The 23,212-nt window shown below is 57.6% G+C and carries 22 protein-coding genes; 13 read left to right on the top strand and 9 right to left on the bottom strand.

Annotation, left to right across the window (positions count from 1 at the left end; genetic code table 11):
- Positions 1-111: 111 nt before the first annotated feature.
- The 3 genes from N7220_RS11495 to N7220_RS11485 all read left to right on the top strand — a co-directional run bounded on the left by N7220_RS11495 (position 112) and on the right by N7220_RS11485 (position 4,931).
- Positions 112-1,521 carry an ethanolamine ammonia-lyase subunit EutB gene (locus N7220_RS11495; RefSeq protein ID WP_283147664.1) on the top strand — a complete coding sequence of 470 codons (1,410 nt, stop codon included), beginning with the start codon at positions 112-114 and terminating at the stop codon, positions 1,519-1,521.
- Positions 1,518-2,372 (top strand): ethanolamine ammonia-lyase subunit EutC, encoded by an 855-nt coding sequence (gene eutC, locus N7220_RS11490; RefSeq protein ID WP_283147663.1) that lies wholly within the window; start codon positions 1,518-1,520, stop codon positions 2,370-2,372. The genes N7220_RS11495 and eutC overlap by 4 nt, the downstream gene beginning before the upstream one ends.
- A 189-nt stretch (positions 2,373-2,561) precedes the next feature.
- On the top strand, positions 2,562-4,931 hold the full coding sequence (locus N7220_RS11485; protein ID WP_283147662.1) for a glycoside hydrolase family 3 N-terminal domain-containing protein: 2,370 nt from the start codon (positions 2,562-2,564) through the stop codon (positions 4,929-4,931).
- 148 nt (positions 4,932-5,079) lie between these two features.
- On the opposite strand, the gene N7220_RS11480 is transcribed toward N7220_RS11485, so the two are convergent.
- Together N7220_RS11480 and N7220_RS11475 are read right to left on the bottom strand one after the other, a co-directional pair.
- Entirely contained in the window at positions 5,080-5,499 is a 420-nt protein-coding gene (locus N7220_RS11480; protein WP_283147661.1) for a DUF1801 domain-containing protein, read from the bottom strand.
- Between the two features lie 51 nt (positions 5,500-5,550).
- Positions 5,551-5,676 carry an SRPBCC family protein gene (locus tag N7220_RS11475; RefSeq protein ID WP_283147660.1) on the bottom strand — a complete coding sequence of 42 codons (126 nt, stop codon included), beginning with the start codon at positions 5,674-5,676 and terminating at the stop codon, positions 5,551-5,553.
- Positions 5,677-6,142: 466 nt separating this feature from the next.
- On the opposite strand from N7220_RS11475, the gene N7220_RS11470 reads away from it, so the two are divergent.
- Together N7220_RS11470 and N7220_RS11465 are read left to right on the top strand one after the other, a co-directional pair.
- Positions 6,143-6,688 carry a hypothetical protein gene (locus N7220_RS11470; RefSeq protein WP_283147659.1) on the top strand — a complete coding sequence of 182 codons (546 nt, stop codon included), beginning with the start codon at positions 6,143-6,145 and terminating at the stop codon, positions 6,686-6,688.
- Positions 6,689-6,839: 151 nt separating this feature from the next.
- Entirely contained in the window at positions 6,840-7,466 is a 627-nt protein-coding gene (locus tag N7220_RS11465; protein WP_283147658.1) for a hypothetical protein, read from the top strand.
- 15 nt (positions 7,467-7,481) lie between these two features.
- Here N7220_RS11465 and N7220_RS11460 read toward each other — a convergent pair whose 3' ends face one another.
- From N7220_RS11460 to N7220_RS11445, 4 genes are all read right to left on the bottom strand, one after another.
- The gene (locus N7220_RS11460; protein WP_283147657.1) at positions 7,482-7,961 is read right to left on the bottom strand and encodes a VOC family protein; all 480 of its coding nucleotides are present in this window, start codon (positions 7,959-7,961) and stop codon (positions 7,482-7,484) included.
- Between the two features lie 104 nt (positions 7,962-8,065).
- The gene (locus N7220_RS11455; protein ID WP_283147656.1) at positions 8,066-8,206 is read right to left on the bottom strand and encodes a hypothetical protein; all 141 of its coding nucleotides are present in this window, start codon (positions 8,204-8,206) and stop codon (positions 8,066-8,068) included.
- On the bottom strand, positions 8,203-8,571 hold the full coding sequence (locus tag N7220_RS11450; protein WP_283147655.1) for a VOC family protein: 369 nt from the start codon (positions 8,569-8,571) through the stop codon (positions 8,203-8,205). The genes N7220_RS11455 and N7220_RS11450 overlap by 4 nt, the downstream gene beginning before the upstream one ends.
- Before the next feature lie 77 nt (positions 8,572-8,648).
- Positions 8,649-9,023 (bottom strand): nuclear transport factor 2 family protein, encoded by a 375-nt coding sequence (locus N7220_RS11445; RefSeq protein WP_283147654.1) that lies wholly within the window; start codon positions 9,021-9,023, stop codon positions 8,649-8,651.
- Positions 9,024-9,570: 547 nt separating this feature from the next.
- Here N7220_RS11445 and aspT (N7220_RS11440) point away from each other — a divergent pair.
- The 3 genes from aspT (N7220_RS11440) to N7220_RS11430 all read left to right on the top strand — a co-directional run bounded on the left by aspT (N7220_RS11440) (position 9,571) and on the right by N7220_RS11430 (position 14,716).
- Entirely contained in the window at positions 9,571-11,265 is a 1,695-nt protein-coding gene (gene aspT / locus N7220_RS11440; protein WP_283147653.1) for an aspartate-alanine antiporter, read from the top strand.
- Positions 11,266-11,309: 44 nt separating this feature from the next.
- Positions 11,310-12,995: an aspartate-alanine antiporter gene (aspT, locus tag N7220_RS11435; RefSeq protein ID WP_283147652.1), complete on the top strand. Its 1,686-nt coding sequence runs from the start codon at positions 11,310-11,312 to the stop codon at positions 12,993-12,995.
- 65 nt (positions 12,996-13,060) lie between these two features.
- The gene (locus N7220_RS11430) at positions 13,061-14,716 is read left to right on the top strand and encodes a bifunctional aspartate transaminase/aspartate 4-decarboxylase (RefSeq protein WP_283147651.1); all 1,656 of its coding nucleotides are present in this window, start codon (positions 13,061-13,063) and stop codon (positions 14,714-14,716) included.
- A 175-nt stretch (positions 14,717-14,891) separates the two neighbouring features.
- Here N7220_RS11430 and N7220_RS11425 read toward each other — a convergent pair whose 3' ends face one another.
- Positions 14,892-15,704 carry a class I SAM-dependent methyltransferase gene (locus tag N7220_RS11425; RefSeq protein ID WP_283147650.1) on the bottom strand — a complete coding sequence of 271 codons (813 nt, stop codon included), beginning with the start codon at positions 15,702-15,704 and terminating at the stop codon, positions 14,892-14,894.
- Here N7220_RS11425 and N7220_RS11420 point away from each other — a divergent pair.
- From N7220_RS11420 to N7220_RS11410, 3 genes are all read left to right on the top strand, one after another.
- Positions 15,703-15,843 (top strand): hypothetical protein, encoded by a 141-nt coding sequence (locus tag N7220_RS11420; RefSeq protein WP_283147649.1) that lies wholly within the window; start codon positions 15,703-15,705, stop codon positions 15,841-15,843. The two genes, N7220_RS11425 and N7220_RS11420, sit on opposite strands and share 2 nt — an antisense overlap.
- A gap of 209 nt (positions 15,844-16,052) precedes the next feature.
- Positions 16,053-17,108 (top strand): DNA polymerase IV, encoded by a 1,056-nt coding sequence (dinB, locus tag N7220_RS11415; RefSeq protein WP_283147648.1) that lies wholly within the window; start codon positions 16,053-16,055, stop codon positions 17,106-17,108.
- A 190-nt stretch (positions 17,109-17,298) separates the two neighbouring features.
- Entirely contained in the window at positions 17,299-18,348 is a 1,050-nt protein-coding gene (locus N7220_RS11410; RefSeq protein WP_283147647.1) for a porin, read from the top strand.
- A 52-nt stretch (positions 18,349-18,400) separates the two neighbouring features.
- Here the strand turns inward: N7220_RS11410 and N7220_RS11405 are convergent, their stop codons facing one another.
- Positions 18,401-19,528, bottom strand: coding sequence for a YbdK family carboxylate-amine ligase (locus N7220_RS11405; protein ID WP_283147646.1), 1,128 nt, complete (start codon positions 19,526-19,528; stop codon positions 18,401-18,403).
- A gap of 103 nt (positions 19,529-19,631) precedes the next feature.
- Positions 19,632-20,828, bottom strand: coding sequence for a cation:proton antiporter (locus tag N7220_RS11400; protein ID WP_283147645.1), 1,197 nt, complete (start codon positions 20,826-20,828; stop codon positions 19,632-19,634).
- Between the two features lie 404 nt (positions 20,829-21,232).
- Here N7220_RS11400 and N7220_RS11395 point away from each other — a divergent pair, with 404 nt between their 5' ends.
- Positions 21,233-22,660, top strand: a complete 1,428-nt coding sequence (locus N7220_RS11395; RefSeq protein ID WP_283147644.1) for a sensor histidine kinase — start codon at positions 21,233-21,235, stop codon at positions 22,658-22,660.
- Positions 22,647-23,207 (top strand): hypothetical protein, encoded by a 561-nt coding sequence (locus tag N7220_RS11390; RefSeq protein ID WP_283147643.1) that lies wholly within the window; start codon positions 22,647-22,649, stop codon positions 23,205-23,207. The genes N7220_RS11395 and N7220_RS11390 overlap by 14 nt, the downstream gene beginning before the upstream one ends.
- Positions 23,208-23,212 lie beyond the last annotated feature (5 nt).

Here is a 23,212-nt window from a genome sequence, read left to right as displayed (position 1 = left end):
CTGATTCGCCAGTCGGCGGAGTGCTTGCCACAATTGGCGATTTTCATGGCAAACGCATAAAGTGGGTTCACGCACGTTTTGATAACGCGCTCAAACGGAGAAGCCCACGGCATGGCGCGTTACACGATCACTCTCGGTCTGCATACCTACACCTTCGACGACCTGCGCGCATTGATGGCCCGCGCTACGCCGCAACGTTCGGGCGATGAGTTGGCAGGGGTAGCGGCGCGCAGTGAGGAGGAACGCGTAGCCGCGCAAATGTGCCTGGCTGACTTGCCCTTGCAGGTATTCCTGAACGAGGCGCTGGTTCCGTATGAAGACGACGACATCACCCGGCTGATCTTAGACCACCACAACGCCCAAGCCTTCGCGCCGGTCAGCCATCTCACGGTCGGAGGATTGCGCGATTGGCTATTGTCTGATCTGGCAACCGAATCCACCCTGGCCGCAATTGCGCCAGGTTTGACGCCAGAGATGGTGGCAGCGGTCTGCAAAATCATGCGCAATCAGGACTTGATTCTGGTGGCGCGCAAATGCCGTGTAGTAACGCGCATGCGTGGCACGTTGGGCCTGGCCGGGCGTATGTCGACGCGGCTGCAACCCAATCACCCGACCGATGATGCGGGCGGTATCGCCGCCAGCATTCTGGATGGCCTGCTCTATGGCAACGGCGATGCCATGATCGGTATCAACCCGGCGACCGACAACGTGGCGCAAGTCGCGCATTTGCTCGAAATGCTCGATGCCGTGATCACCCGCTACGAGATTCCCACGCAGTCGTGTGTGCTCACCCATGTGACCAATACGCTGCACGCCATGGACCGCGGCGCACCGGTGGACCTGGTGTTCCAGTCCATTGGAGGGACTGAAGCCACCAATCGCAGCTTTGGCGTGGACTTTGCTCTGTTAGCCGAAGCCCGCGATGCCGCGCTGTCGTTACGCCGGGGAACCGATTTTGACGGTGTACGCGGCGACAACGTCATGTATTTCGAAACTGGCCAGGGCAGCGCGCTCTCGGCCAACGCACATCATGGCTGTGACCAGCAAACCATCGAAGCTCGCGCTTATGCCTTGGCGCGTGAGTTCAAGCCGTTTCTGGTCAATACCGTGGTCGGCTTTATCGGCCCGGAATACCTCTACAACGGCAAACAGATTATCCGCGCCGGGCTGGAAGACCACTTTTGCGGCAAGTTGCTGGGCGTGCCGATGGGCTGCGACGTCTGTTACACCAACCATGCCGAGGCCGATCAGGACGATATGGATACCCTGTTAACGCTGTTGGGTGTGGCCGGTTGCAATTTCATCATGGGGGTTCCCGGTGCCGATGATGTAATGCTCAATTATCAGAGCACGTCGTTCCACGATGCCCTCTACGTGCGCCGGGTATTGGGCCTGCGCCCCGCGCCGGAGTTTGAAGCGTGGCTGGAACGCATGCAGATTTTTGCTCCGGGCGGACCGGCTTTGCTGACCAACACCACCCCGCCGATATTTGCCCAGGCCTTGGCGGGCGATTCCCGATGACGGCCAAAGACCCACTCGCCACCGACACCGAAGAAGCGGTGACGCTCAACCCTTGGCAAGCGCTACGCCAGCTAACGCCCGCTCGCATCGCCTTGGGCCGCGCGGGGATCAGCCAACCCACCGCCGTGCAGTTGGCGTTTCAGTTAGACCACGCCCGCGCCCGCGATGCGGTGCATGCGCCGTTACCGGTTGAAGCTGTCCGCGCCGCCATCGCCGCGCTCGGTTTTGACACGCTGGCCTTGCACAGTGCCGCCGCCGACCGGCACGTCTACCTGCAACGACCTGATCTGGGGCGACGTCTGGACGATGCTTCAGCCGCTTTGCTGGCCACCAACTACAGCGCACCTGATCCCGCCCGCTATGACATCGCGTTTGTGGTGGCAGATGGTCTTTCGTCATTGGCGATTGAGCGCCATGCGGCACCGCTGCTGGACAAGATGCGGCAGGCCCTGCCCGCGTCATCCCGCATTGCGCCGGTTTGCGTAGTCGAACAAGGCCGCGTTGCCATCGGTGACGAGATCGGCGAGGCGCTGGGCGCGCGCATTGTGGTGGTCATGATCGGCGAGCGGCCCGGCCTGAGTTCGCCCGACAGCATGGGTTTATATCTGACCTGGGCTCCCCGACGGGGACTGACCGACGCCGCGCGCAACTGTATTTCCAACGTGCGGCTCGCAGGGCTGAGCTACGACGAAGCCGCACGGCGTTTGTGCTATTTGCTGCGCGAGGCCCAAGCCCGGCAGTTATCTGGCGTGTTGCTGAAAGATGAAACCACAACGCTGCAAGGCAACCTGGAAACCGGGGCCACAACCTTGGTACCGGGACCTACGCCCGCGGATGCGGGTGATTATTGAGGAACCAGTCACCCTCGCGGCCCCCATCTCCCGCGTGGGCTGACTGCATCCAATAAAGCTGGTTGGGGTCTATCCCTTTAGCCAAAAAATCGCTGAAGGTATGATGACCGCCGGGTTCCACTGTTCGCCATACCGCTGTCAAACTCCTCCTATGCCAGAGCGCTTCCAGGATTTTCCAGGATAAAAATAATGACTACTCTGTACAAAGACCCATCCCAACCTGTTACCGCGCGGGTTGAAGACCTGCTGGCGCAAATGACCCTCGCCGAAAAAATCGCCCAGATGCATGCTTTCTGGCTGGTACTGGACGCCGCTGGCAACCACCGGCCACGCAACGATGCCTTCACCGGAGCCAGCGACGCTGAAACCTTGCAACGTCAGCTGCAGCATGGCCTCGGGCAAATCACCCGCCCGCTGGGCACGCATCCGGTTGATGCGCTTGAGGGCGTCCGGGCACTGAACGCCCTGCAACGGCATCTGGTGGAATCCACGCGACTGGGCGTCCCTGCGCTTTCGCATGAAGAATGTTTGTTGGGGCTGATGGCTGTGGGCGCCACGCTTTACCCATCAGCACTGGCCATGAGCGCCACCTGGAATCCGGATCTGATCGAACAAACCGCGCAAGCCATCGGTGAAGAAGCGCGCAGCGTCGGCTGCCACCAGGGGCTGGCACCAGTACTGGATGTTTCCCGCGACGTACGTTGGGGGCGTACCGAAGAAACCTTTGGCGAAGATCCGTACCTGATCGGCGTGCTGGCAACCCGTTACGTGCAAGGCTTGCAAGGGCCCAAGCGTGATCTGCTAGCCACACTCAAACATTATGTCGGGCACTCGTTCAGCGAAGGCGCACGCAACCATGCGCCGGTGCATCTGGGCTGGAAAGAACTGAACGACATTTTCATGCTGCCGTTTGAAATGGCCGTTAAACAGGCCAACGCGGGCTCGGTGATGCCGGCGTATCACGATATTGATAACGAACCACTGCACGCCTCACACCATCTGCTGACTGAAGTGCTGCGCGAGCAATGGGGTTTTGATGGCCTGGTGGTGGCGGATTATGTCGGTATCAGCCTGTTGTACCAGCATCACGGTGTCGCGCAAGACCGGGCCGAAGCCGCCGCGCAATCGTTTAACGCCGGGCTGGATGTCGAACTACCCGGCGACGATTGCGCCACGCATCTGCAAGAGGCCCTGGAACGCGGCTTGATCTCCCAGGGCAAGATTGATGAAATCGTGCGGCGCGTACTGACCGAAAAATTCCGCCTGGGTCTGTTTGAACGCCCCTACGTGGATGAAAGCGGCATCAATCTGCGCAGCCCCAAGGCGCTCGCACTGGCGCGCAGCGTGGCGCAGCAATCTGTGGTCATTCTGGAGAACAATGGCATCCTGCCGCTGGCGGCGAATGGTACCCAAAACATCGCCGTCATCGGCCCCACCGCAGATGACCCGCTGGCTTTGCTGGGCGGTTACAGCTTTCCGGTACATTTGATTCTGAGCGAAAGCAGTAGCGGTGCCGAGCATGTGATCACCCCGCTGGCCGGGTTGCGCACGGTATTTGGTGAGTCGCGCATCAGCTACGCGCCTGGCTGCAAGATTCTGGAACAGCGCGAATACGGCAGCCCGGTATTCCCGGGAGATGTGGAAAGCAGTACCGATCTGCAACGGCAATCACCGGTATCCACCAAGACGGACTTGATTGCCGACGCCGTGACTGCCGCAAAAGAGGCAGATATCGCCATCGTCTGCGTGGGTGATCTGGCTGGCCTGTTCCAGACCGGCACAGTGGGCGAAGGCTCGGATACGGACTCGCTCAATCTGCCGGGCGTGCAGCAGCAATTGCTGCAAGCAGTGGTTGATACCGGCAAACCGGTGATTGTCGTCGTGATGGGGGGTCGTCCCTACAGTCTGCAGGGGCTGGAATCACACGTGGCGGCGTATGTGATGGCGTTTACCGGTGGGGAACAGGGCGGCGTAGCGCTGGCCGAAGTGCTGGCCGGGCTGGTTGAACCATCGGGCCGCATGACCGTGTCTATTCCCAAGAGCGCGGGTGCAGTCCCGTATTATTACAACCACAAACTCAAAAGCGCCGGTACGCCTATTGCCTTTCACTTCGGCAGCGCTTACCCGTTTGGCTATGGCCAGAGCTACACCACGTTTGAATACGCTGATCTGGTCATCGCGCCGGGCAGCGTGGATATCCAGACCGGTGATGTGGCCTGCACGTTCAGCATCACCAACACCGGCACCCGGCCAGGCGTGGCGGTGCCGCAAGTGTATATCCGTGACCAATTAGCCAGCCTGGTCCGCCCGGTGCAAGAGCTGAAAGCCTTTGGCCGCTTTACGTTAGCGCCCGGCGAGCGCCGCCAGGTATCTGTGCGTATTCCGGTTGATATGCTCAATTTCACCGGCAGCGCAGGCGCGCGCATTGTCGAGCCCGGCGATTTCGATATCCGCATCGGCGCATCGAGTGCCGACATCCAGTTGCGGGGTGTGGTCACCGTGGCGGGCGCAGTGCGCACCCTGGCGCGAGACTGGCGCATGCAGAGCGAGTGCAAGTGACTGGACTTGTCTGATAGATAGCCGCGTTCCCCGCCATTTGATGGCAGGGGATGCGGCTGCAGGATACTCCTGGCATTTCCCGGTTTAGTCGAAACTGCTACCGAGTCGAGCCCAGGCCGTTGCAGCGGCCAGGCCCGAAAGCGCCATCTCAGGCTTTGGCTTTCTTCGCGGATTTCGATTTGCTGGCCGCATTGAGCGTAATCGCCTCTTGAACCAGTGTCTTGAAGGCAGATTCGTCGACTGGCTTACCCTCAAAGATATCAATCGCGCGGCGGGTGTTGCCGTCCAGGCTCGAATTGAAGAGCTTGTGCGGATCAGGCAAAGAAGCACCTTTGGCAAAGGTGAGCTTCACCTTGTCTTTGTACGATTCGCCGGTGCAGATAATGCCGTTGTGCGACCACACCGGCGTGCCCATCCACTTCCATTCTTCCAGCACATCCGGCACGGCCTGGTGGATCAATTTGCGCATTTTGCTGAGGGTTTCCCCCCGCCAGTCGCCAAGGTCCGCAATGCGCTGCGAGATAAGTTCGGAGGCTGGCTGGCCGTTACCGCTATCGGTTTTACTCATCTGTTCATCCTGGTAGTTCTAGATCAATGCCGCCCTGGTGATACACGGCGATCACTTCTGACCGATTTCAACGTTCAGCCGATCCAGGTTTTGCTCGTTGGCCGGCTCGACAATGGGGCGAACGGCATTTGCTACCGCCGCATCTGCAAACACCTGTTCCCAAGGATAATTGGCCATCTTCGAGCGTTCGGAGATGCCTTGTTTGTATCAATTGGCATAAGCAACTTAGCGCAAAGGCCAGCAACTCGCCATCAACAAACGATTTTACCGCTCGCTCATCCGGGCCAAAGCGACTTGCTCTTGTCCGCTGCGATGCCAAGGCGGTGCTCGTACAAATAATGCGGGCAAAATTTCTTTATTTGCTCACCACATTAGAAATTAATTATTTGTTAACGCTTATTTCTCCAAAACATCATTGCTTGTATCAGCAATTAATCCATCAAAGCCAATCCCCGCTCAGATCATGGCCATTTACGCGGCAATTTCTTGTATCGGCAAGCATTAGGCAATTTGGGGCAATTTTGTTTTATATCAAATAAATGACGTAAATGATTACGGGAACCGTGTGAAATAAGGAACTTATTTGACTTCGGCAATGGCCTCATAATCAGCATTCAAAATTACGAGAATATGAGAAAAGAGAATGATGAGATTTGCTTTGGCCACCCTGGCAGTGGGATTGACAGCAACTCAGGCCAGCGCCGAATTGATGAATTACGATGCATTAAATGGCGAGCACGTCCGCTATGTTGAAAGGGTGATGTTCTCAAATGGCTTTCATCAGAACCGGGAATATCGTTCCGGGGTGGACTATTACGAATCGTTTCTGAACGATCAATTCGCTGAAGAAGTAACAATGAATTTCCATGATGGCGTGCTGCGCTCGCATGACATAACACCGGCGCTGCCCAAACAGAGCAAGCATCATCACATTAGCGACTGGAGTCAAAGCGATGGAGATCAGCCGGTTACTGCGGATATGTCGCGTGCGGTTGACATTTCAACGTTGACCGGTGCCCGCGCGGCAGGTGGCGAACAATATCTCACCAATAATGGTTTTGTATTGGCACGGCAATCTGGCCTGGTTACTTACTGGCGCAACAATGCAACGCACCAGTGCGCAAAGGTAAAAACAAATAACGGGCGCTATGCCGATGTTGAGTTGGTTCCACAGAACAGTTGCCGGTAACGAATAAACATATCTGCAGTGGATTTGATAGCGCCCAACCAATAACAAATCTACCAATTACTTGCGCCAGTTTCAAATAAATAAACCTCGCATTTATATTCGACAAATATTAATCCGTAACTTTAAATTACGGCACCTCAGGAAATGAGAAATGATGCGCCATGTCGTGCTTTTTACCGGTTTATGCCTCATTGCATCGCAATCCATTGCGGATGTGGTTGACTATGACAATCTGGATGGTCAACACCTGAGCCGCGTTGAACGCACCATGTTTAACAACGGTTTCCATCAAACCAGCGAATACAATTCCGGCAACACTTTCCATGAAGTCTTTTATAACGACGATGCCAAAGAAGAAGTGGCCATGGATTTTCGCAATGGTCGTCTGGACTCACATCACGTGACTCACAAGAACGATGACCATCACGACAATGGCTCACAACATCGGGTAGCGGAGCGCAACAAGAATGTCGCCATGGGTGTGGCCCTGGCTGCGGCATTGGGCGTTGGCTTGTATGCGCTGAATCAGCACAAAAAAGATCAGCTCAGCGACCAGACAAGCGATACCTCGGGCAGCCGGGTTCAATTGAGCACCCTGACCGGTTCACGGGCCTCTGGCGGAGAACAGTTTCTCACCAATAACGGCTTCGCCCTCTCGCGCTCGTCCGGGCTGACCAATTACTGGTACAACCAGTCGACCGGCCAGTGCGCGCAAATCAGAACCAGCAATGGCCGCTATAGCGATGTCGCGGACGTGGCGATCGAGAATTGCAAATAAGGCGCGCCGTGCGTTTCAGCCGCGCCGGGCCGCTTCGATTGCCGCGATGTCGATCTTGCCCATCGTCATCATGGCTTCGAAAGCGCGTTTGGCTGCGGCTGGATCAGAATCGGTCACCGCCGCGATCAAAGCTCGTGGCGTAATCTGCCACGACAGACCCCATTTGTCCTTGCACCAGCCACATGCGCTTTGCTGACCGCCATTGCCGATAATCGCGTCCCACAAGCGATCCGTTTCAGCCTGATCATCGGTGGCAATCTGGAACGAGAACGCCTCACAGTGCTTGAACGTCGCGCCGCCATTCAGGCCCAGACACGGAATACCCGCCACGGTGAATTCCACCGTCAAGACGTCACCCTCCTTGCCAGAGGGATAATCACCCGGCGCCCGATGGACCGCGCCAACCGCGCTATCCGGAAAGGTGCGGGCGTAAAACTCGGCGGCTTCCAGCGCCGTTCCGTTGTACCAAAGACAAATCGTATTCTTGCTGACCATCCTGGTTCTCCTGAATTGAGAGAGGGGAAATCGTCCTTGCTAGTGGTCATCAGTATGCCGCTGATTGCCACCACCGAGAACGGCGCGCATGACAAGCGGACCGATCACGAGCCGTTGCCGGAATGCTCAAGAGTGCGCAGATTCTGGACCGGTGCGGTTGTTTTCAACAGGCAATCGAGCGCCTTATAACGCCGCAATTCAGTTAGCGGAATATCTACCAGATCGTCATTTGGGGAATAGGTCACGCCGCAGGCTGATGGCAAACCACTTCAACATTGTGTCCGTCCGGGCCGATGACGAAGGCTGCATAGTAGTTCGCGTGGTAGCGCGGGCGCAGCCCTGGCGCGCCATTGTCTTTGCCGCCTGCTTCCAGCGCAGCGCTATGGAAAGCATCGACTTGCTGGCGATTTTCAGCCACGAACGCCAGGTGTAGATGCGCTGGTTTCTCTTGGGTCTGGAACAGGCACAACGAAGTCTTGTCGTCCGAGCTAAGCTCGATACCGTGCGGCCCTTCCTGGACAATAACTATGCCGAGCGGCGCAAGCGACTGCAGGAAGAATGCTTTGCTGGCTGCGTAGTCACTGACACCAAATACCACGTGATCAAACATGAGTACTCCTGAAGTGCGTGGGTGAATTGATCAAGCACGACATTACGAAGGGCGGACTGGATAAAGCAGGCGGGACTTCAGCCGGGCGCAATGTCAGCCAGGTGCGATGAGCCCTTGATATCAAAGCGCGTGACGCGTTCGTTTTCGACCCGAAAAACGTGCCGTATGAATTCATCTAGAAGCGTTACTCCCTGCAGATCCCGCACCGTCTGGTGGACTTCGACTTCCAGCGCACCGTCCTCGGTGGCAGATATCTTCATCGGCGAGACGGATGGATCAATCACCGACCACTGATAAGTCCAGTATTCCCTGACGGCCTGTCTGCCATGGAGATAAGTGCCTTCCATCCCGTTGGCCCAGATGACATCCTCGGCCAGCGAAGACAGCACCGCGTCGATATCACGATGGTTAAAACGGTCATACAAATGCCGGATCAGTTGCTCGTCAGTCATTTCGTATTCCTCGGCCCAGAATGTCTTGGCATTCCATACAACGGGAAACTGCAACGCAGTAGCGCAATTCACGGCGCCGCAATGGATTCGGTCCGCAATGACGACAACGACATCAATCATCCGAGCCCCGAACCTGGTAAAGAATAGCCGGTCCCCGCATATTTAGCCCAAGTCCGCCTTGGGCCAAATACGAAAATTGCAGGCAAATCAGATGCGCCCAGCAGAGCTACGGGTCGAACCCGGCTCCATGGTCTGCCCCTGCCGTGGTCGACACCCGGTCAAGAGCATTAGCCAATAAAGCCGGGATAGATCATCCGTGTACGCCCCGTTTCAATAGACAAACATCAAGCTCAAGCCGCGGCCTGCTCAAAGGCCTCGGAACCGATACCACCTGGATAGTCGTGACGGCGGGTCTGGTTGTGAAGCACCTCGATATGGTCGTGGGTATCCAGGCGAGAGGGGCCTGACGTGCCAGAAGATTCCGTCGGCATAAACCGTATTTATGGTCTAGCTTGATCACAAGATTGTCTTACGGCTACCAACTTCCATGCTTGAAGCGTGCGTCAAAGTCATTCAAGAAAATCCTTCAATAGCACTGTTTCTTGCACTGGCAATCGGTCATGCAGTGGGTGCGATCCGGGTCATGTCCATCCAGTTGGGTGGGGTATGCGGGACGTTGCTTGCCGCTTTGGTGATCGGCCAGATTGGGGTGGTGCCCGATGCTGGCATCAAAAACCTGTTTTTCTCCCTGTTCATCTTTGCCTTGGGTTTTGCCGGCGGCCCGCAGTTTTTTGCCAATCTCAACGCCAAAGGGCTGCGGTTGGGTCTGTTCTGCGCCATTGAGATCGTGGTGGTGCTGGCGCTGGTGTTAACGGCCACCCGGGTGCTGGGGCTGGATCAGGGTACGGCGGCGGGCCTGATGGCGGGGTCTGCCACGGAATCTGCCGTGGTGGGTACGGCATCGGATGCGGTGGGCAAGCTGGCGCTACCGGCGGCAGAAATTACACGGTTGCAGGCTAATGTGGTGACGGCGTACTCCATTACCTACGTCTTTGGCTTGATCACGATTGTGGTGATGACTAGCCAGCTATTCCCGCTGTTGCTCCGCGTAAACGTTCAGGCCGAGGCGCAACGTTTGTGGGAAAGCATGGGTGGTTCCGTGGAAGACGCCCAAGGGCGCCAGGCCGCGCCAGAGATAGTCGGGCGCGTGTTTCGCGTGACCACGACAGGTGGCGCCACCATTGATGACATCGAGGCGCGTTACCCAGGCATAGAGGTTGAGCGTGTGCTGCGCGATGGCCAAAGCATGGAGATATCCCAAGAGCTGGTGCTCAACAATGATGACCATGTGTTGATCACTGGCCGTCGCTCCGCCGTATTGGCTGCTGCAGAAATCGGCCCCGAGCAAGCCGAAACCGAACAACTCAATTTTGCGGTTGAAACCGTGGAAGTCATTTTCAACCGGCGTGACCTGAGCGGGCGCACGCTGGCCGAATTAACCGCCAAGGCACGCAGCACAGGTCTGGGCGAAGGTGTGCACGTCATGGGGATTACGCGTGGCGGTCAGCCCATACCGCCGCTGTTTGATGTCCCGCTTCAGTACGGCGATATCTTGCGACTATATGGCTCACGCGAAAATGTGCACCGCCTGGCGCCGCATGTGGGCGCGCTGGTGGACCAATCCGACCGCACTGATTTCACCTTTGCCAGTATTGGCATTGTGCTGGGTATTTTGATTGGCATGCTCAGTGTCCGGATTTCCGGTGTGGCGTTTTCGCTGGGTACGGGCGGTGGCGCGCTGCTGACTGGCCTCGTGTTTGGCTGGTATCAGGCACGCAAGCCGCAACTGGGCCATATCCCCGCCTCGGCCATTGCGCTGCTCAAAGATCTGGGGTTGGCGGTATTCATTGCCTGCGTCGGGCTTTCTTCTGGCCCGCAGGCATTAACGCTGATTCACAAATACGGTTTCGCGCTGCCTTTCACCGGCGTCCTGATTGCCTTGGTCCCCGCGCTAGTCTCTTTGCTGGTCGGGCGCTACGTGCTCAAGCTGGAAGCCCCGGTATTGCTGGGTGCCATTGCTGGCCAGCAATGCAGCACACCGGCGTTGAGCGCGGTGGTTAACGTGGCTGGCAATACCACGCCGCTGCTGGGCTACACCATCACCTATGCAATTTCAAACGCACTGTTGCCACTGATGGGGCCACTTATCGTGTTCGCGTCAGGGGCAGTAGTCGCCCATTAGCTTTTCCTCAGGTTCGTCTGCACGTACAGACAAGGGAGTTAGAAGTGGATTGGTTACACGATATTTTCAAGCACTCGCCGGAAATTGCGTTGTTTCTCTCACTGGCGGTGGGTTACCGGATCGGCCAGATTCATTTCGGAAAATTCCAGCTTGGCGGCGTGGCCGGATCGTTGCTGGTTGCGGTGGTGGTCAGCCAGGTCGGCGTGACCGTTGACCCTGGCGTCAAAGCCGTGCTGTTCGCGCTGTTTATTTATGCGGTCGGCTATGAAAGCGGTCCCAGTTTCTTTTCTTCACTGGGCAAACAGTCCATCCGCGAAATCATTCTGGCGGCATTGCTGGCCATCATCAGTCTGGTGACGGTGGTGGTGCTGGCAAAAATGTTCTCGCTGGACAAAGGTCTGGCCGCCGGGGTGGCGGCAGGCGGGTTAACCCAATCGGCCATTATCGGCACGGCTGGCGATGCGATCGCCAAGCTGGGGTTGGGCGCAGATGAGGTCAAGCGTCTGCAGGGGAACGTGGCCATTGGCTATGCGGTGACCTACGTGTTTGGTTCGTTTGGCGCCATTATTGTTTGCGTCAACATCCTGCCAAAACTCATGGGCCGCAGTATCCGCGAGGACGCCATTGCGGCCGAGGCCTCGATGCAGGCCGGTGTGCAGGTGCTGGGACCAGGACAACTGGCCGCCGCGCCGCAACTGGTGGGGCGCTTGTACCGCGTTGGCGCGGCAGCAGGACGTGCTGTGGCCGATATCGAGCAAGCTTCCATGCCGCCGATCACGCTGGAAAAGCTTAAGCGCGACGGCAACGTCATCGACATCACGGCGGATACCCAGCTGCAGCAAGGTGACATCGTGTTGGTGGTCGGGCGACGCACTGCCGTGCTGGAGCAAGCGCCCAAGCTGGGTGAGGAAATCCACGGCGAAGAAGGCATGGATCTGGTCGTACAGCGCCGTGAGCTTGTGGTTACCAGCCAGCAACTAATCGGCAAAAGCATCAAGGAAGTGGCCGAAGAAACCTCGCCAGTGGTGCGCCACGGCGTTTATCTGGTTGGTATTAGTCGCATGGGCAAGCCGCAGCCGCTTGTTCCTGAAACACGCATCGAGCGCGGCGATACTGTGCTGATTTACGGCGCGGAACGGGATATCAACCGGGTAGCGGGGCGCATTGGTTACATGGTGGTGCCTAGCGACAAGACCGACTTTGTCTATATGGGCGCGGGCCTGGTGGTGGGCTTGCTGGTTGGCCTGTTAGTCGTGAAGCTGGGGTCGATCCCGTTAACCCTGGGCAGTGGCGGGGGCGCGTTGCTGTCTGGTTTGCTGTTTGGCTGGTATCGCGCCAAAAAGCAAAGTTTCGGGCTGATTCCCAACGGTGCCGTGCAATTGCTCAAAGACTTGGGGCTGGCTGGCTTTGTGGTGGTGGTCGGCTTGTCTTCCGGGTTGCAGGCGGTAGACACCATCCGGGCTCAGGGCATTTCGATTTTCCTGATCGGGGTGGTGGTCACCATGCTACCGATGATCCTGACCATGCTGATCGGCCGCTATGTGCTGCGCTATGACAACGTCGCCATTTTCGCCGGTGCGCTCTCCGGTTCCCGTAGCGCCAACCCGGCCTTCGGCGAAATCCTGACCAAGGCTGAGAATTCGGTGCCAACCGTCCCGTTTGCCATTACCTACGCCCTTGCCAACGTATTTCTGACGCTATTGGGCCCACTGATTGTAGCCCTGGTTTGATAACGGGCCAGATGACCTGGCCTATCCATTTTTGAACGATGCAATATGCAACAGGAGCGGTTTCGATGAGTAATCTCAATTTGGAAGAACTGGCTGGCTTGAGCCCATTTGAACTCAAAGACGTGCTGATCAAATCGGCATCCAGCGAGCGTGGTCGGTCCATGCTCAATGCCGGGCGGGGCAACCCCAACTTCCTGGCCACAGTTCCCCGTCATGGTTTTTTCCAGTTTGGTCTGTTTGCCATGACCGAGGCAGAGCGCTCGTTTATCTACATGCCGGAAGGGGTAGGTGGCTTTCCGCAGCGTGAAGGCATCGAAGCACGGTTTGAAATCTTCACCAACACCCATGTGGGTACAAAGGGTGTCGACTTCCTGCGGTCGGCAGTCTCTTATGTGCGCGACCAGTTGGGCCTGTCTGCTGGCGATTTCATCTACGAAATGTGTGAGGCCATCCTGGGTTGTAACTACCCGGTGCCAGATCGCATGCTCAAACTCAGTGAGCAAATTGTCGGCAAGTACATCCACAGCGAAATGATCGGTACGCACCCCTTTGTCGGCAGCTTTGATATGTACGCCGTTGAAGGCGGCACGGCTGCGATGACGTACCTGTTCAACAGCATGCGTGAAAACCATCTGTTGAAAGCGGGCGATACCATTGCACTGGGTATGCCAATCTTCACGCCATATATTGAAATCCCTGAACTCAACGACTATCAGTTGCACGTGGTCAACATTGATGCGCCGCCAGAAAACAACTGGCAGTTCACCAGGAAAGAACTCGACAAGCTACTGGACCCGAAAGTCAAAGCGTTCTTCCTGGTCAACCCCAGCAACCCGCCGTCGGTGCGGATTAACAAGGAAACCCTTGAATATATCGCCGAGATTGTCAAAAAGCGGCCAGACCTGATTTTGCTCACCGATGATGTCTACGGCACCTTTGCCGATGATTTCGTCTCGCTGTTTGCACTGTGCCCATACAACACCATCCTTGTTTACTCGTTCTCCAAGTATTTCGGCGCAACGGGCTGGCGTATGGGCGTGGTCGCAACCCACGAAGACAATCTGTTTGATGAGTTGATCGCCAAGCTGCCAGAGTCGCAACGCAAAGAACTGGATGCGCGCTACGGCTCGATCACCACCACGCCACGCGAGCTTAAATTCATCGATCGTCTGGTGGCAGACAGCCGCACTGTGGCGCTCAACCACACCGCTGGCCTTTCCACTCCGGTGCAAGCCCAGATGGCGCTGTTCTCGTTGTTTGCATTGATGGACGAACCGCAGGCCTACAAGGCAGCCATGAAGCGGATCGTGCGTCGCCGCAAGATTGCGCTGTATCGCGAGCTGGGCATGGAAGTGCCACATGATCCGGATTCGATCGACTACTACCACTTGCTCGATTGGGAAACCATCGGCACCCAGATGCATGGACGCGAATTTATGCAGGCCATGATGGAGCAGTTCAAACCCAATGAGTTTCTACTCAAACTGGCCGAGGAAACCGGCGTGGTCTTGCTGCCAGGCCGGGGTTTTGGCACTGCGCATCCATCCGGCCGAGTCTCGCTGGCCAACCTTAACGAGGTGGACTACGCACGCATCGGCGCTGCCGTGCGCAAACTGGGTAGTCGTTACTACGCTGAATATCTGGCAAAAGGCGGAAAACCAGCCGACGACGTCAAGCCCGTACCCGGCGACAAGAAGGTGAAACCAGCCAAACGCAAATAACCGCGCGTGTTCAGGTGTCTTGTTCGCGCAAGACACCTGATTGCTTGTTGTTTCCGGGCTATGTGTTCGTTGGGCCCTAGATCAATGCGCCCCGCAGTGCTCATTGGAATTCGGGTGGCCGTTAGATGTCGCCGTAGGACTCACGTTTAAGTGACAGCCCTGCTCTGGGACTCCCCTACCGTGTTGCCACGATCACGTGCGCCTGAATTTTGGCAGCCACCGGACCGTCGCCATGACGCATTGTGATCGCCTCGGTGGCGCGATCTATAGCGCACTGAAGCAAGCTGGCGTCGCACGCCTCGATTTCGTTGCGCAGCGGCGTTCCCAGGCAATAGGCGGTAGCGACGTCTCGAGCGAAGGGCGCACGACTTACTTTCTGGCTCGTCTCGATCGTAATGTCGGCGAAGCCTGCGCGGCTTAACTCCTGGTGGATCAGCGCGAGATCGTGATAACCGTGCGGCGTACGAGCGAGGAACTGCGGAGGGTCCTGCGGAAACACCAAGGCGACGGCGTTAGTCACTTCGTTGGCAAATGCGTTCTCTTCGATTCGGTCCCAAACACTGAAGATAAAGCGCCCACCTGGCCTGAGTACGCGACGAGCCTCGGTGTATCCGGCAATCCGATCGGGAAAAAACATCGCACCGCATTGACAGCAAAGGACGTCAAACGAAGCATCTTCGAACGGCAAGTCGAGCGCATCCGCCTGCCGCCATTCGATACGACTATCTGGCCCCTGCCGGGTGGCAGCATAGTCGAGCATGGGCTGGTTCAGGTCAGTCACCACGTAGAGCGCATCCGCACCAAGTTTAGGAGCAAGTGCGCGCGTGACCACGCCGCTACCGGCCGCCGTTTCAAGCACGAAACGGGGTGAGTAAGCAGCAACAAGCTCTGCAAGCTCGTGAGCGTAGGCCTCAAAGATCAGCGGCACCATCAGCGTGTCGTAGAACTTCGGAATCGAGCCGGCAAACACCTTGTCGCTATCGGTCATGAGAGCCTCCTTCGAAATTCTGCGCGACGCCAATGCCGACCCACTCCAGAGCGGCTCAAATAACACCTCCACCGAGCCTGCTGCTCTGATGGTCATTGGCTCTGGTACACCCATCGTGGCCAATATGCCGCCGCGTTAAAATCGCATCGCCTCCTTCCCCATCATAGTTGCGGTTTGCTTCGCCGGATATTCCGTACTGTGACTGCGCCCTTAAGCGCGTTCCTGATATGCACAAAAAAACCACGTGTCGTTCGGCGCACAGTTCAGCCAGATGAACGCCAGCCGGTTCTTGTTCCTCATATAGAACGATCGTACAATTTGCGCTTTCCCCTTTAGCGCCCGGCTGGCATGCAGCGCAAGATCATTCACATCGATTGCGATTGTTTTTACGCATCTGTCGAAATGCGCGACAACCCGGCGCTGCGCGACGTGCCGTTGGCAATTGGCGGCGCGGCGGACAAGCGCGGGGTGGTGTCGACCTGCAATTACCCGGCGCGCAAATTTGGCATTCATTCGGCCATGCCTACCGCCACGGCCATGAAGCGTTGCCCCGATCTGATTCTGCTGCCGCCGCATTTTGACAAGTACCGCGAGGCATCACGGGCGGTGCAGCGCATCTTTGCCGATTACACCGACCGCATTGAGCCGCTGTCGCTGGATGAGGCGTATCTGGATGTCACCGGCTCCACGCACTGCAAAGGCAGCGCCACGCTGATTGCGCAGGAAATCCGCCAGCGCATTGAGGCCGAAGTGGGGATTACCGCCAGCGCGGGCATCGCCGCCAACAAGTTATTGGCCAAGATTGCCAGCGACTGGAACAAACCCAACGGCCAGTTTGTGGTGCGTCCGGATCAGGTGGATGAGTTTATCCAGCCCTTGCCGGTGGCCAAGTTGTGGGGCGTGGGCAAGGTCACGGCAGCGCGGATCAACAAAATGGGCGCGATGACCTGTGCTGATCTGCAGACCTGGCCGCTGGAAAAACTGGTGGCAGCGTTCGGCAAATTTGGCGGGTCATTATATAAACAGTGCCGGGGGCTGGATGAGCGCCCGGTACAACGCGATGGCCGTCGCAAGTCTTTATCGGTGGAATACACCTACAACCAGGATTTGCCTGATCTGGCAGCCTGCATGGCCAAATTGCCCGCGCTGATAGAGGACTTCACTGAGCGCTTTGCCCGGCTGCGCGACGGCGAACCGCCGCACAAGACCTTCGTGAAAATCAAATATCACGACTTCACCCAGACCACGATGGAATGCATCTGCAGCGAACCCCGGGCGGAGATTTTTGAGCAGCTGTTAACCCAGGCGTGGCCACGCGGGCATAAAGCGGTCCGCTTGCTGGGTGTCGGGGTGCGCTTTGCCGATACGCCGTTGGCGGGGCCGGTCAATCTGACTTTGCTCTGATCACGGCCTTGATTTGGCCGCAGCCGGTTGCTGTTGCAATTACAATACATTTTCTTCAAAAAGATACCACTCGTAAGTCAGACCCCGCCGAAACCAGCGCGCATAAGGGTTTTGCACTATCACCGGGTAATACCACTTTCCTTTTTCTGGCTGGATATTTGTACCTGGCCACAACTTGCGGAGAACACCGATGAAAACAGTGCAGATCACCCTTGCGCTCGCGGCGATGAGCCTGACCGGCGCAGCCATGGCCGACGTTACGCTCTACGGCATCATCACGGGCGACGTGGATACGGGTAATAACGGCAAGCAAGGCACCAGCGTCATTTACCAGGATGTGGGTACGCGGATTGGTTTCAAGGGCACCGATAAATGGGATGGCGGCGCCAAAACCATCTGGGAAGTGGAAAGCGGAGCGCTCACCGGCAGTAGCGGTCAGTGGGGTAGCCGGGAAGCATGGATCGGGGTGCAGGATGACACTTGGGGCACCTTGCGTTCCGGGCGCGGCAAGAGCCGTTACGATCTGATCGTGGAAGAGTTCGATACTTTTGAATCCAACGTCACCATGGCCAGTACATTCGATGACGCCACGTATGTCACTCGCAATACCGGTGCGGTGATGTACACCAGCCCGTCGCTGGGCGGGCTGACGCTGGATGGCGAATACAACTTTGTCAGCGGCGGCAATCACGATTACACAGCCATTGGCGCCGCGCACTTCAAACAGTCTGCGTTTCAACTGTACGGCGCGTATATCTTGCAAAGCCACAAGGTTCGCACCGGTCTGGCGGACGTGACCGACTTTACCGGGACAACGTCGGCTGATGGCGATTTGCAGGCGTATATGCTGGGCGGCCAGTGGTACCCCACGGATAGCGCCTTTGTGGGCTTGCTCTACCAGCATGCGACGCAAGACACCACCGATCCGCGCGGCGCTTTCAAACGCGATTCAACCATGTTGATGGCCCAATACAACGTAGGCGTGTGGACGCCTCGGGCCGGTTGGGTGCATCAGTTTGAAGGCAAATTTGATAATGGCGGCAAGATCAAAACGGCGGATCAGTTCGAGATCGGCACTGACTACAACCTGAGCAAACACTCGATCCTGTACGCGGAAGCGGCGTACATCAACAACAACGATCAGAACGGTTTTGTCACCACCTCCGGCACCACCGGCTGGACGCCAACGCAGCCGGGTAACGGCAAGGTGCTGTCGATCGGCTTGCTGGCGTTCTTCTGATCCGCTCAGTAGTTGGCGTGGCGAGCAGGCGCGATGCCGGTTCGTCACGCGATCAACCCGGTTGCGGCTGCATCCAGCGTTCGGCCTGCAGACGCACCACGTCGCTCATCGCCTGCTCACGTTGCAGTACCTCACGCAACCACTGACTGTCAGCCTGACCACCTTGTACTTCCGCCTGCAGCGCCAGCAATGCGGGTTGGCACTGCAATCGTTCCGCCTGGGGCCGCATTTGCGCCAGCGTCTGGGCGATATCGGCACCAAGTTCGCTGTGCACGCCGGTATACGGGTTAATGAAGTTCCCCTGCGCGCCAAAGCGGCAGGCCTGAAAGCGGTTGTAGGCGTATAGCTCGTAGACGTCGGGCGAGGGTTGCTGCGGTCGCTCCGTCAGATAATAACGAGCCAGACATTGCGCAAAGGCCGCCAACGCTGCGGCTTTTTCCACGGTAAGCGGGGTGTCGCAAATGCGTAGTTCCACCGTGCCGTAGCCCGGTTTGGGGCGGATATCCCAGTAAAAGTCTTTCATGCTGCCAATCACGCCAAAGCTTTTCATGCGCTCAAAAAACGCCGTGAATTCAGCCCAGCTTTGCACAAACGGCATATGCCCGGATAACGGAAAAGCGTTGATGGCGTTCAGCCGCGAGGTATGAAACGCGGTGTCTTCGCCTTGCGAGAACGGCGATGCGCCGGACAACACAATGAATTGCGGGATATGCCGCGACAACATATGCAGCAGATAGACCGCGTCGTCGCCATTGGGGCAACCTAGATGCACATGCTGGCCGAACACCACAAACTGCTTGGCCAGATAGCCGTACAACTCGGACAACTGATGAAACCGTGGCATATCAAAGATGCGCTGCTCGCTCCACTGGTGAAACGCGTGCGTACCGCCGCCAGCCACCGTCAAATTGAGCTTGCCGCACTGGCGGGCGATCTCGTCGCGGATGCCGCGCAGTTCTTGTACCAGCTCGTCGTGGCGGGTGTGGATCGAGGAATTAATCTCGATCATGCTCTCGGCAATTTCGGGTTTGACGGTGTCCTTGTAAGGCGTTCTGGCCAGCAAACGCAGCAAATCCGGCGCGCCGCGGGTCAGGTTGTAGTCGCGGGTGTTAAGCACTTGCAACTCCAGTTCCACGCCCATGGATAACTGCGGGGAACTCTGGAAATCCATTTCATCCATCGATACGAGGCCTTGTCGAGTTGAGTCGCAGGGTGGATGTGTCCAGCCCTCCCCCTTCCCGGGTTTGGCTGGCATCCATGTCACTCGGTTCCGTTTATCCCGCTCAACGGGTTTCGCGTGCCAGCCGCAATGCCAGGAGTGTGACTACCGGACCAACCAGCTCCAGCAGCGCCACTGATCCCAGCACAATGCCGCGCAAGGTCATGCCGAATTCCGGATACAGCCGGGCCATATCTTCGGCCAGCACCAGCGCTGTGCCCGATACCGGTAACAGCACCAGTCCCAACCAGGCAGATTTACGCAGCCCGAGGCCACTGAACGGGCTAATCAACATGGTGCCAAGAAATTTGCCAGCAAAGCGCGCCACGGTGAAAGCCAAAGCCGCCCAGCCACCGGCCATTAACGCGGGCCAGGACAAACTGGCGCCGGCAATCACAAACAGCACAGCCAGGAACAGATAGCCGTAACGGCCAATATCCACGGCAGCGACGCGGCGATCGCGGTCCATGTTCTTGATAAACACACCCAGCACCAGCAAGGTAATCAACACAGAAAAACGCAAAACTGAGGCAAAACCCACGGCCGCCAACACCATGCCGATCAAAATCGCCAACTGGCCATCGCCGGTTTTGCTGGTTAGTCCCACCAGAAACAAGGTGCTGCGCGCCATCAGAAAGCCCAGCAAAATGGACCCGGCTACCAGCCACAACGGGTGCAGGATCGCCAGCTTGAGCGACGCGCCTTGATCCAGATGCAGCATGACCAGCAACATGGCCACGGTGATGAACGCGATCACGCCATTGGCGGCGATCAGGTTCATGGCTCGATCAGTCACCTGGCCTTCGGCATGTTCATCGCGAGCAATCATCCAGAACACCGCGGGCGAGGTAGAAATTCCGATCGCCGCCGCCATGCCCGAAACCAGCGGCGACAAGCCCAGATACAACAGAGTGCCGAAAGCGAGCGCAAAGCCAAGCACACTTTCGGTGACGCAGCTGACTGCAAGCCAGCGATCTTGCCGCCACCATTTGAAGTCCAGCCGCTGACCGAACTCAAACAGCACCACGCCCAGCGCAATATCGAGCAAGGGCCGCAACTTGAGCAGCGTGGCGCTGTCGATCAAACCCAGGCCACTTTGGCCCAGCAATATACCCACCAGGGTGAACCCGGTAATGCGCGGCAAGAACTTCAGCCGCTGAACTGCGCCGCCGCCAATATATGCGACGACCAGCAAAATGCCGAAAAGAGCGACTACATTGAATTCAAAGGGAAAGGATGGCAGAAAATCCAGATCAAGCATGCCAGGCTCCACAGGTGATTTGCAGTTCGGGGCGCGGTATCCGCAGCAACCGGCCAGGCCGGGTAACGGCGGGTGCCAGCGCAATGACGCAAGGTGAACTGACTGGACTAAGGGTTGCCGCAGATACAAAGCACAAGCACTGTGCACCGGCGGCCAGAATAACGATGCTGATTGAAAATGCGTGCACTGCACGCATGCGACGAGGGTGTCCAGGTGATATGGTCTGATCCTCGTGTTCTACGATTAAACTACAAAACGATCAGAAAAGCCTCTGCCAATTCGTTACCGGCCGGAGGCCAACAGCAAGTCAGAACGGTCGGAAGCTTGTCGGGGCGGGACTTTGCGGCGCGTGGTTGCGCCATTGAAAAACTCCACACCAAGGCATACAGGCCGGAGCACTGCCCATGTTGAAGTTCTTCCCGCAATCGTTGGGATTCTGGTCGGCAACGCTGTTCCTGATTACCGTGCTGCTGCTGGGCGGCACCTCGGTGAACGCTCTGTGGATGATGGAACATCTGGGCCAGCAAAGCCGCAGCACCTCGCAAAGTGCGGCCACGCTGACCGAGCAGGCGCAGCGATTGCAAGAGCGCTCGCTGGCCATGGAACGCAGTGCGCGCCAGTTCCTGATCCTGAATGACCCGTCATTTCGCGACCGTTATATGGATGCCTGGAAAGACGCACAAACTGCGCTCCGTGCCATCAAGGTGGCTTCCGGCTCGCAGGCGCCAGTGTTTAACGAGTGGCTGGAAACCGCAGAAACTGCGGGGTCCGTGCTGGCCCGCTCTTTCGACGAAGCCCAACTGCAGCAGCACTATCTGTTTGCGCAGCTGGAGCATCTGCGCGAACTCAATGACGAGATCGTGCAGGACACGCGCAATGGCATCGCCAGTCGTAACGACTCATTCTTGCAGGAACTGGACCGCCAGCGCACCTTGCTGCTGTGGCAACTGATCACCGTAGGCGCCATCGCATTGCTGCTGATCATTGCGTGGAATCTCGGCTTTGCCCGACCACTGCGCCGGGTGGCGGCCGCCATTCATCAGCTGGGCGAGAACCGGCTGGCCGATCCGGTAGTCATTGGCGGGCCGGGCGATTTACGGCAACTGGGCGTGCAACTGGACTGGTTGCGGCGGCGCTTGTTATCTTCAGATGAAGAAAAAACCCGCGTGCTGCAGCATGTTTCGCACGAACTCAAAACGCCGCTCGCTGCATTACGCGAAGGTGTCGCCTTGCTGGACGAGGGTATCATCGGCCCGCTGGAACCACGCCAGCGCGAGATCACCGGCATCCTGCAGCAGAACGTATTAACGCTGCAGACCCGCATTGAAGATTTGCTGCGTTACCAGACCATTGCCTGGCAGGCGCGCCGACTTACTCGTGCCAGTACCGATGTGCGCACGGTGATTGAATCCGCCGTAGAAAACCAGAAACTGCAGTGGCAAGCACGCAATCTGCAAGTCACGGTGACTGGCCCCAATGCGGTGATTACGGCCGATGCAGAAAAACTGGGTATGGTGGTCGGTAACTTGTTATCCAACGCCATCCGCTTCAGCCCGGAAAACGGCACGGTGGCTCTGTCTTGCATGCAGGCTGATGGCACCACGCTGATTGAATGCGCCGACGAAGGGCCTGGCGTGCCCATTGCAGAAATACCCCGGATTTTCGACCCGTTTTATCGCGGCGGCGGGCAGCCGCCATCGGCCACTCCTGGTCACGGCATTGGTTTATCCATTGTGCGTGAGCTGGTAGAGGCCCATGGCGGCGCGGTTGAATTACTCGCAACCGGCCCCGGCGCCCGTTTCAGGATTACGTTGCCCGATGATCATCATTAAGTCCTCCCGCTTTACCCCACTGTTGTTGTGCAGCGCACTGCTGGCCGGTTGCGCTGGCGGCTGGGGCATCCGCAAGCCGATTCCGGCTCCGGTTGCCTCTGCCCCGGCGGTGACGCCCACGCCAGCCCCGGCACCACCGCCTGACCCGATTCGCACCAGCACCGAGTTCTATCTGCAAACGCGCGCGCTGCCGCCAGCAGAACTGACCCGTCGCGCCGCAGAACTGGCCAATGGCTTGCAGACCCCGGAAACCTCGTTGAAACAAGCCATTTTGTTATCGCATACCCGTAACCCCAATGACCTGACCCGGGCGCTGGCGCTGGTCGACAACATGACGCGCACCGACAACGCGTTGCGACCGCTGGCGCAATTGCTGAGCCAGCAATGGAACGATCGCCGCAAACTGGAAGACCAACTGGATAAGCAAACCACCGCCGGCAAAGATGCCCAGCGCCGTGCCGACCAGCTTAAAACGCAGCTGGACGCGCTCAAAAACATTGAGAAAGATATGGCCGACAAAGCTTCCGCCCCGGCGCGCAAGGAATGAACAAG

It is taken from the genome of Silvimonas soli, assembly GCF_030035605.1.
Lineage (GTDB): Bacteria > Pseudomonadota > Gammaproteobacteria > Burkholderiales > Chitinibacteraceae > Silvimonas > Silvimonas soli.
The sequence above is the reverse complement of the archived record's forward strand: the minus strand, read 5'-3'. Positions and strand labels throughout refer to the sequence as shown.

Bases quoted from the DNA above. Each gene is read 5' to 3' on its own strand.
- N7220_RS11495 (WP_283147664.1), top strand. From the start codon at position 112: ATGGCGCGTTACACGATCACTCTCGGTCTGCATACCTACACCTTCGAC.
- eutC (WP_283147663.1), top strand. From the start codon at position 1,518: ATGACGGCCAAAGACCCACTCGCCACCGACACCGAAGAAGCGGTGACG.
- N7220_RS11485 (WP_283147662.1), top strand. From the start codon at position 2,562: ATGACTACTCTGTACAAAGACCCATCCCAACCTGTTACCGCGCGGGTT.
- N7220_RS11480 (WP_283147661.1), bottom strand. From the start codon at position 5,499: ATGAGTAAAACCGATAGCGGTAACGGCCAGCCAGCCTCCGAACTTATC.
- N7220_RS11475 (WP_283147660.1), bottom strand. From the start codon at position 5,676: ATGGCCAATTATCCTTGGGAACAGGTGTTTGCAGATGCGGCGGTAGCA.
- N7220_RS11470 (WP_283147659.1), top strand. From the start codon at position 6,143: ATGATGAGATTTGCTTTGGCCACCCTGGCAGTGGGATTGACAGCAACT.
- N7220_RS11465 (WP_283147658.1), top strand. From the start codon at position 6,840: ATGATGCGCCATGTCGTGCTTTTTACCGGTTTATGCCTCATTGCATCG.
- N7220_RS11460 (WP_283147657.1), bottom strand. From the start codon at position 7,961: ATGGTCAGCAAGAATACGATTTGTCTTTGGTACAACGGAACGGCGCTG.
- N7220_RS11450 (WP_283147655.1), bottom strand. From the start codon at position 8,571: ATGTTTGATCACGTGGTATTTGGTGTCAGTGACTACGCAGCCAGCAAA.
- N7220_RS11445 (WP_283147654.1), bottom strand. From the start codon at position 9,023: ATGACTGACGAGCAACTGATCCGGCATTTGTATGACCGTTTTAACCAT.
- aspT (WP_283147653.1), top strand. From the start codon at position 9,571: ATGCTTGAAGCGTGCGTCAAAGTCATTCAAGAAAATCCTTCAATAGCA.
- N7220_RS11430 (WP_283147651.1), top strand. From the start codon at position 13,061: ATGAGTAATCTCAATTTGGAAGAACTGGCTGGCTTGAGCCCATTTGAA.
- N7220_RS11420 (WP_283147649.1), top strand. From the start codon at position 15,703: ATGAGAGCCTCCTTCGAAATTCTGCGCGACGCCAATGCCGACCCACTC.
- N7220_RS11425 (WP_283147650.1), bottom strand. From the start codon at position 15,704: ATGACCGATAGCGACAAGGTGTTTGCCGGCTCGATTCCGAAGTTCTAC.
- dinB (WP_283147648.1), top strand. From the start codon at position 16,053: ATGCAGCGCAAGATCATTCACATCGATTGCGATTGTTTTTACGCATCT.
- N7220_RS11410 (WP_283147647.1), top strand. From the start codon at position 17,299: ATGAAAACAGTGCAGATCACCCTTGCGCTCGCGGCGATGAGCCTGACC.
- N7220_RS11405 (WP_283147646.1), bottom strand. From the start codon at position 19,528: ATGGATGAAATGGATTTCCAGAGTTCCCCGCAGTTATCCATGGGCGTG.
- N7220_RS11400 (WP_283147645.1), bottom strand. From the start codon at position 20,828: ATGCTTGATCTGGATTTTCTGCCATCCTTTCCCTTTGAATTCAATGTA.
- N7220_RS11395 (WP_283147644.1), top strand. From the start codon at position 21,233: ATGTTGAAGTTCTTCCCGCAATCGTTGGGATTCTGGTCGGCAACGCTG.
- N7220_RS11390 (WP_283147643.1), top strand. From the start codon at position 22,647: ATGATCATCATTAAGTCCTCCCGCTTTACCCCACTGTTGTTGTGCAGC.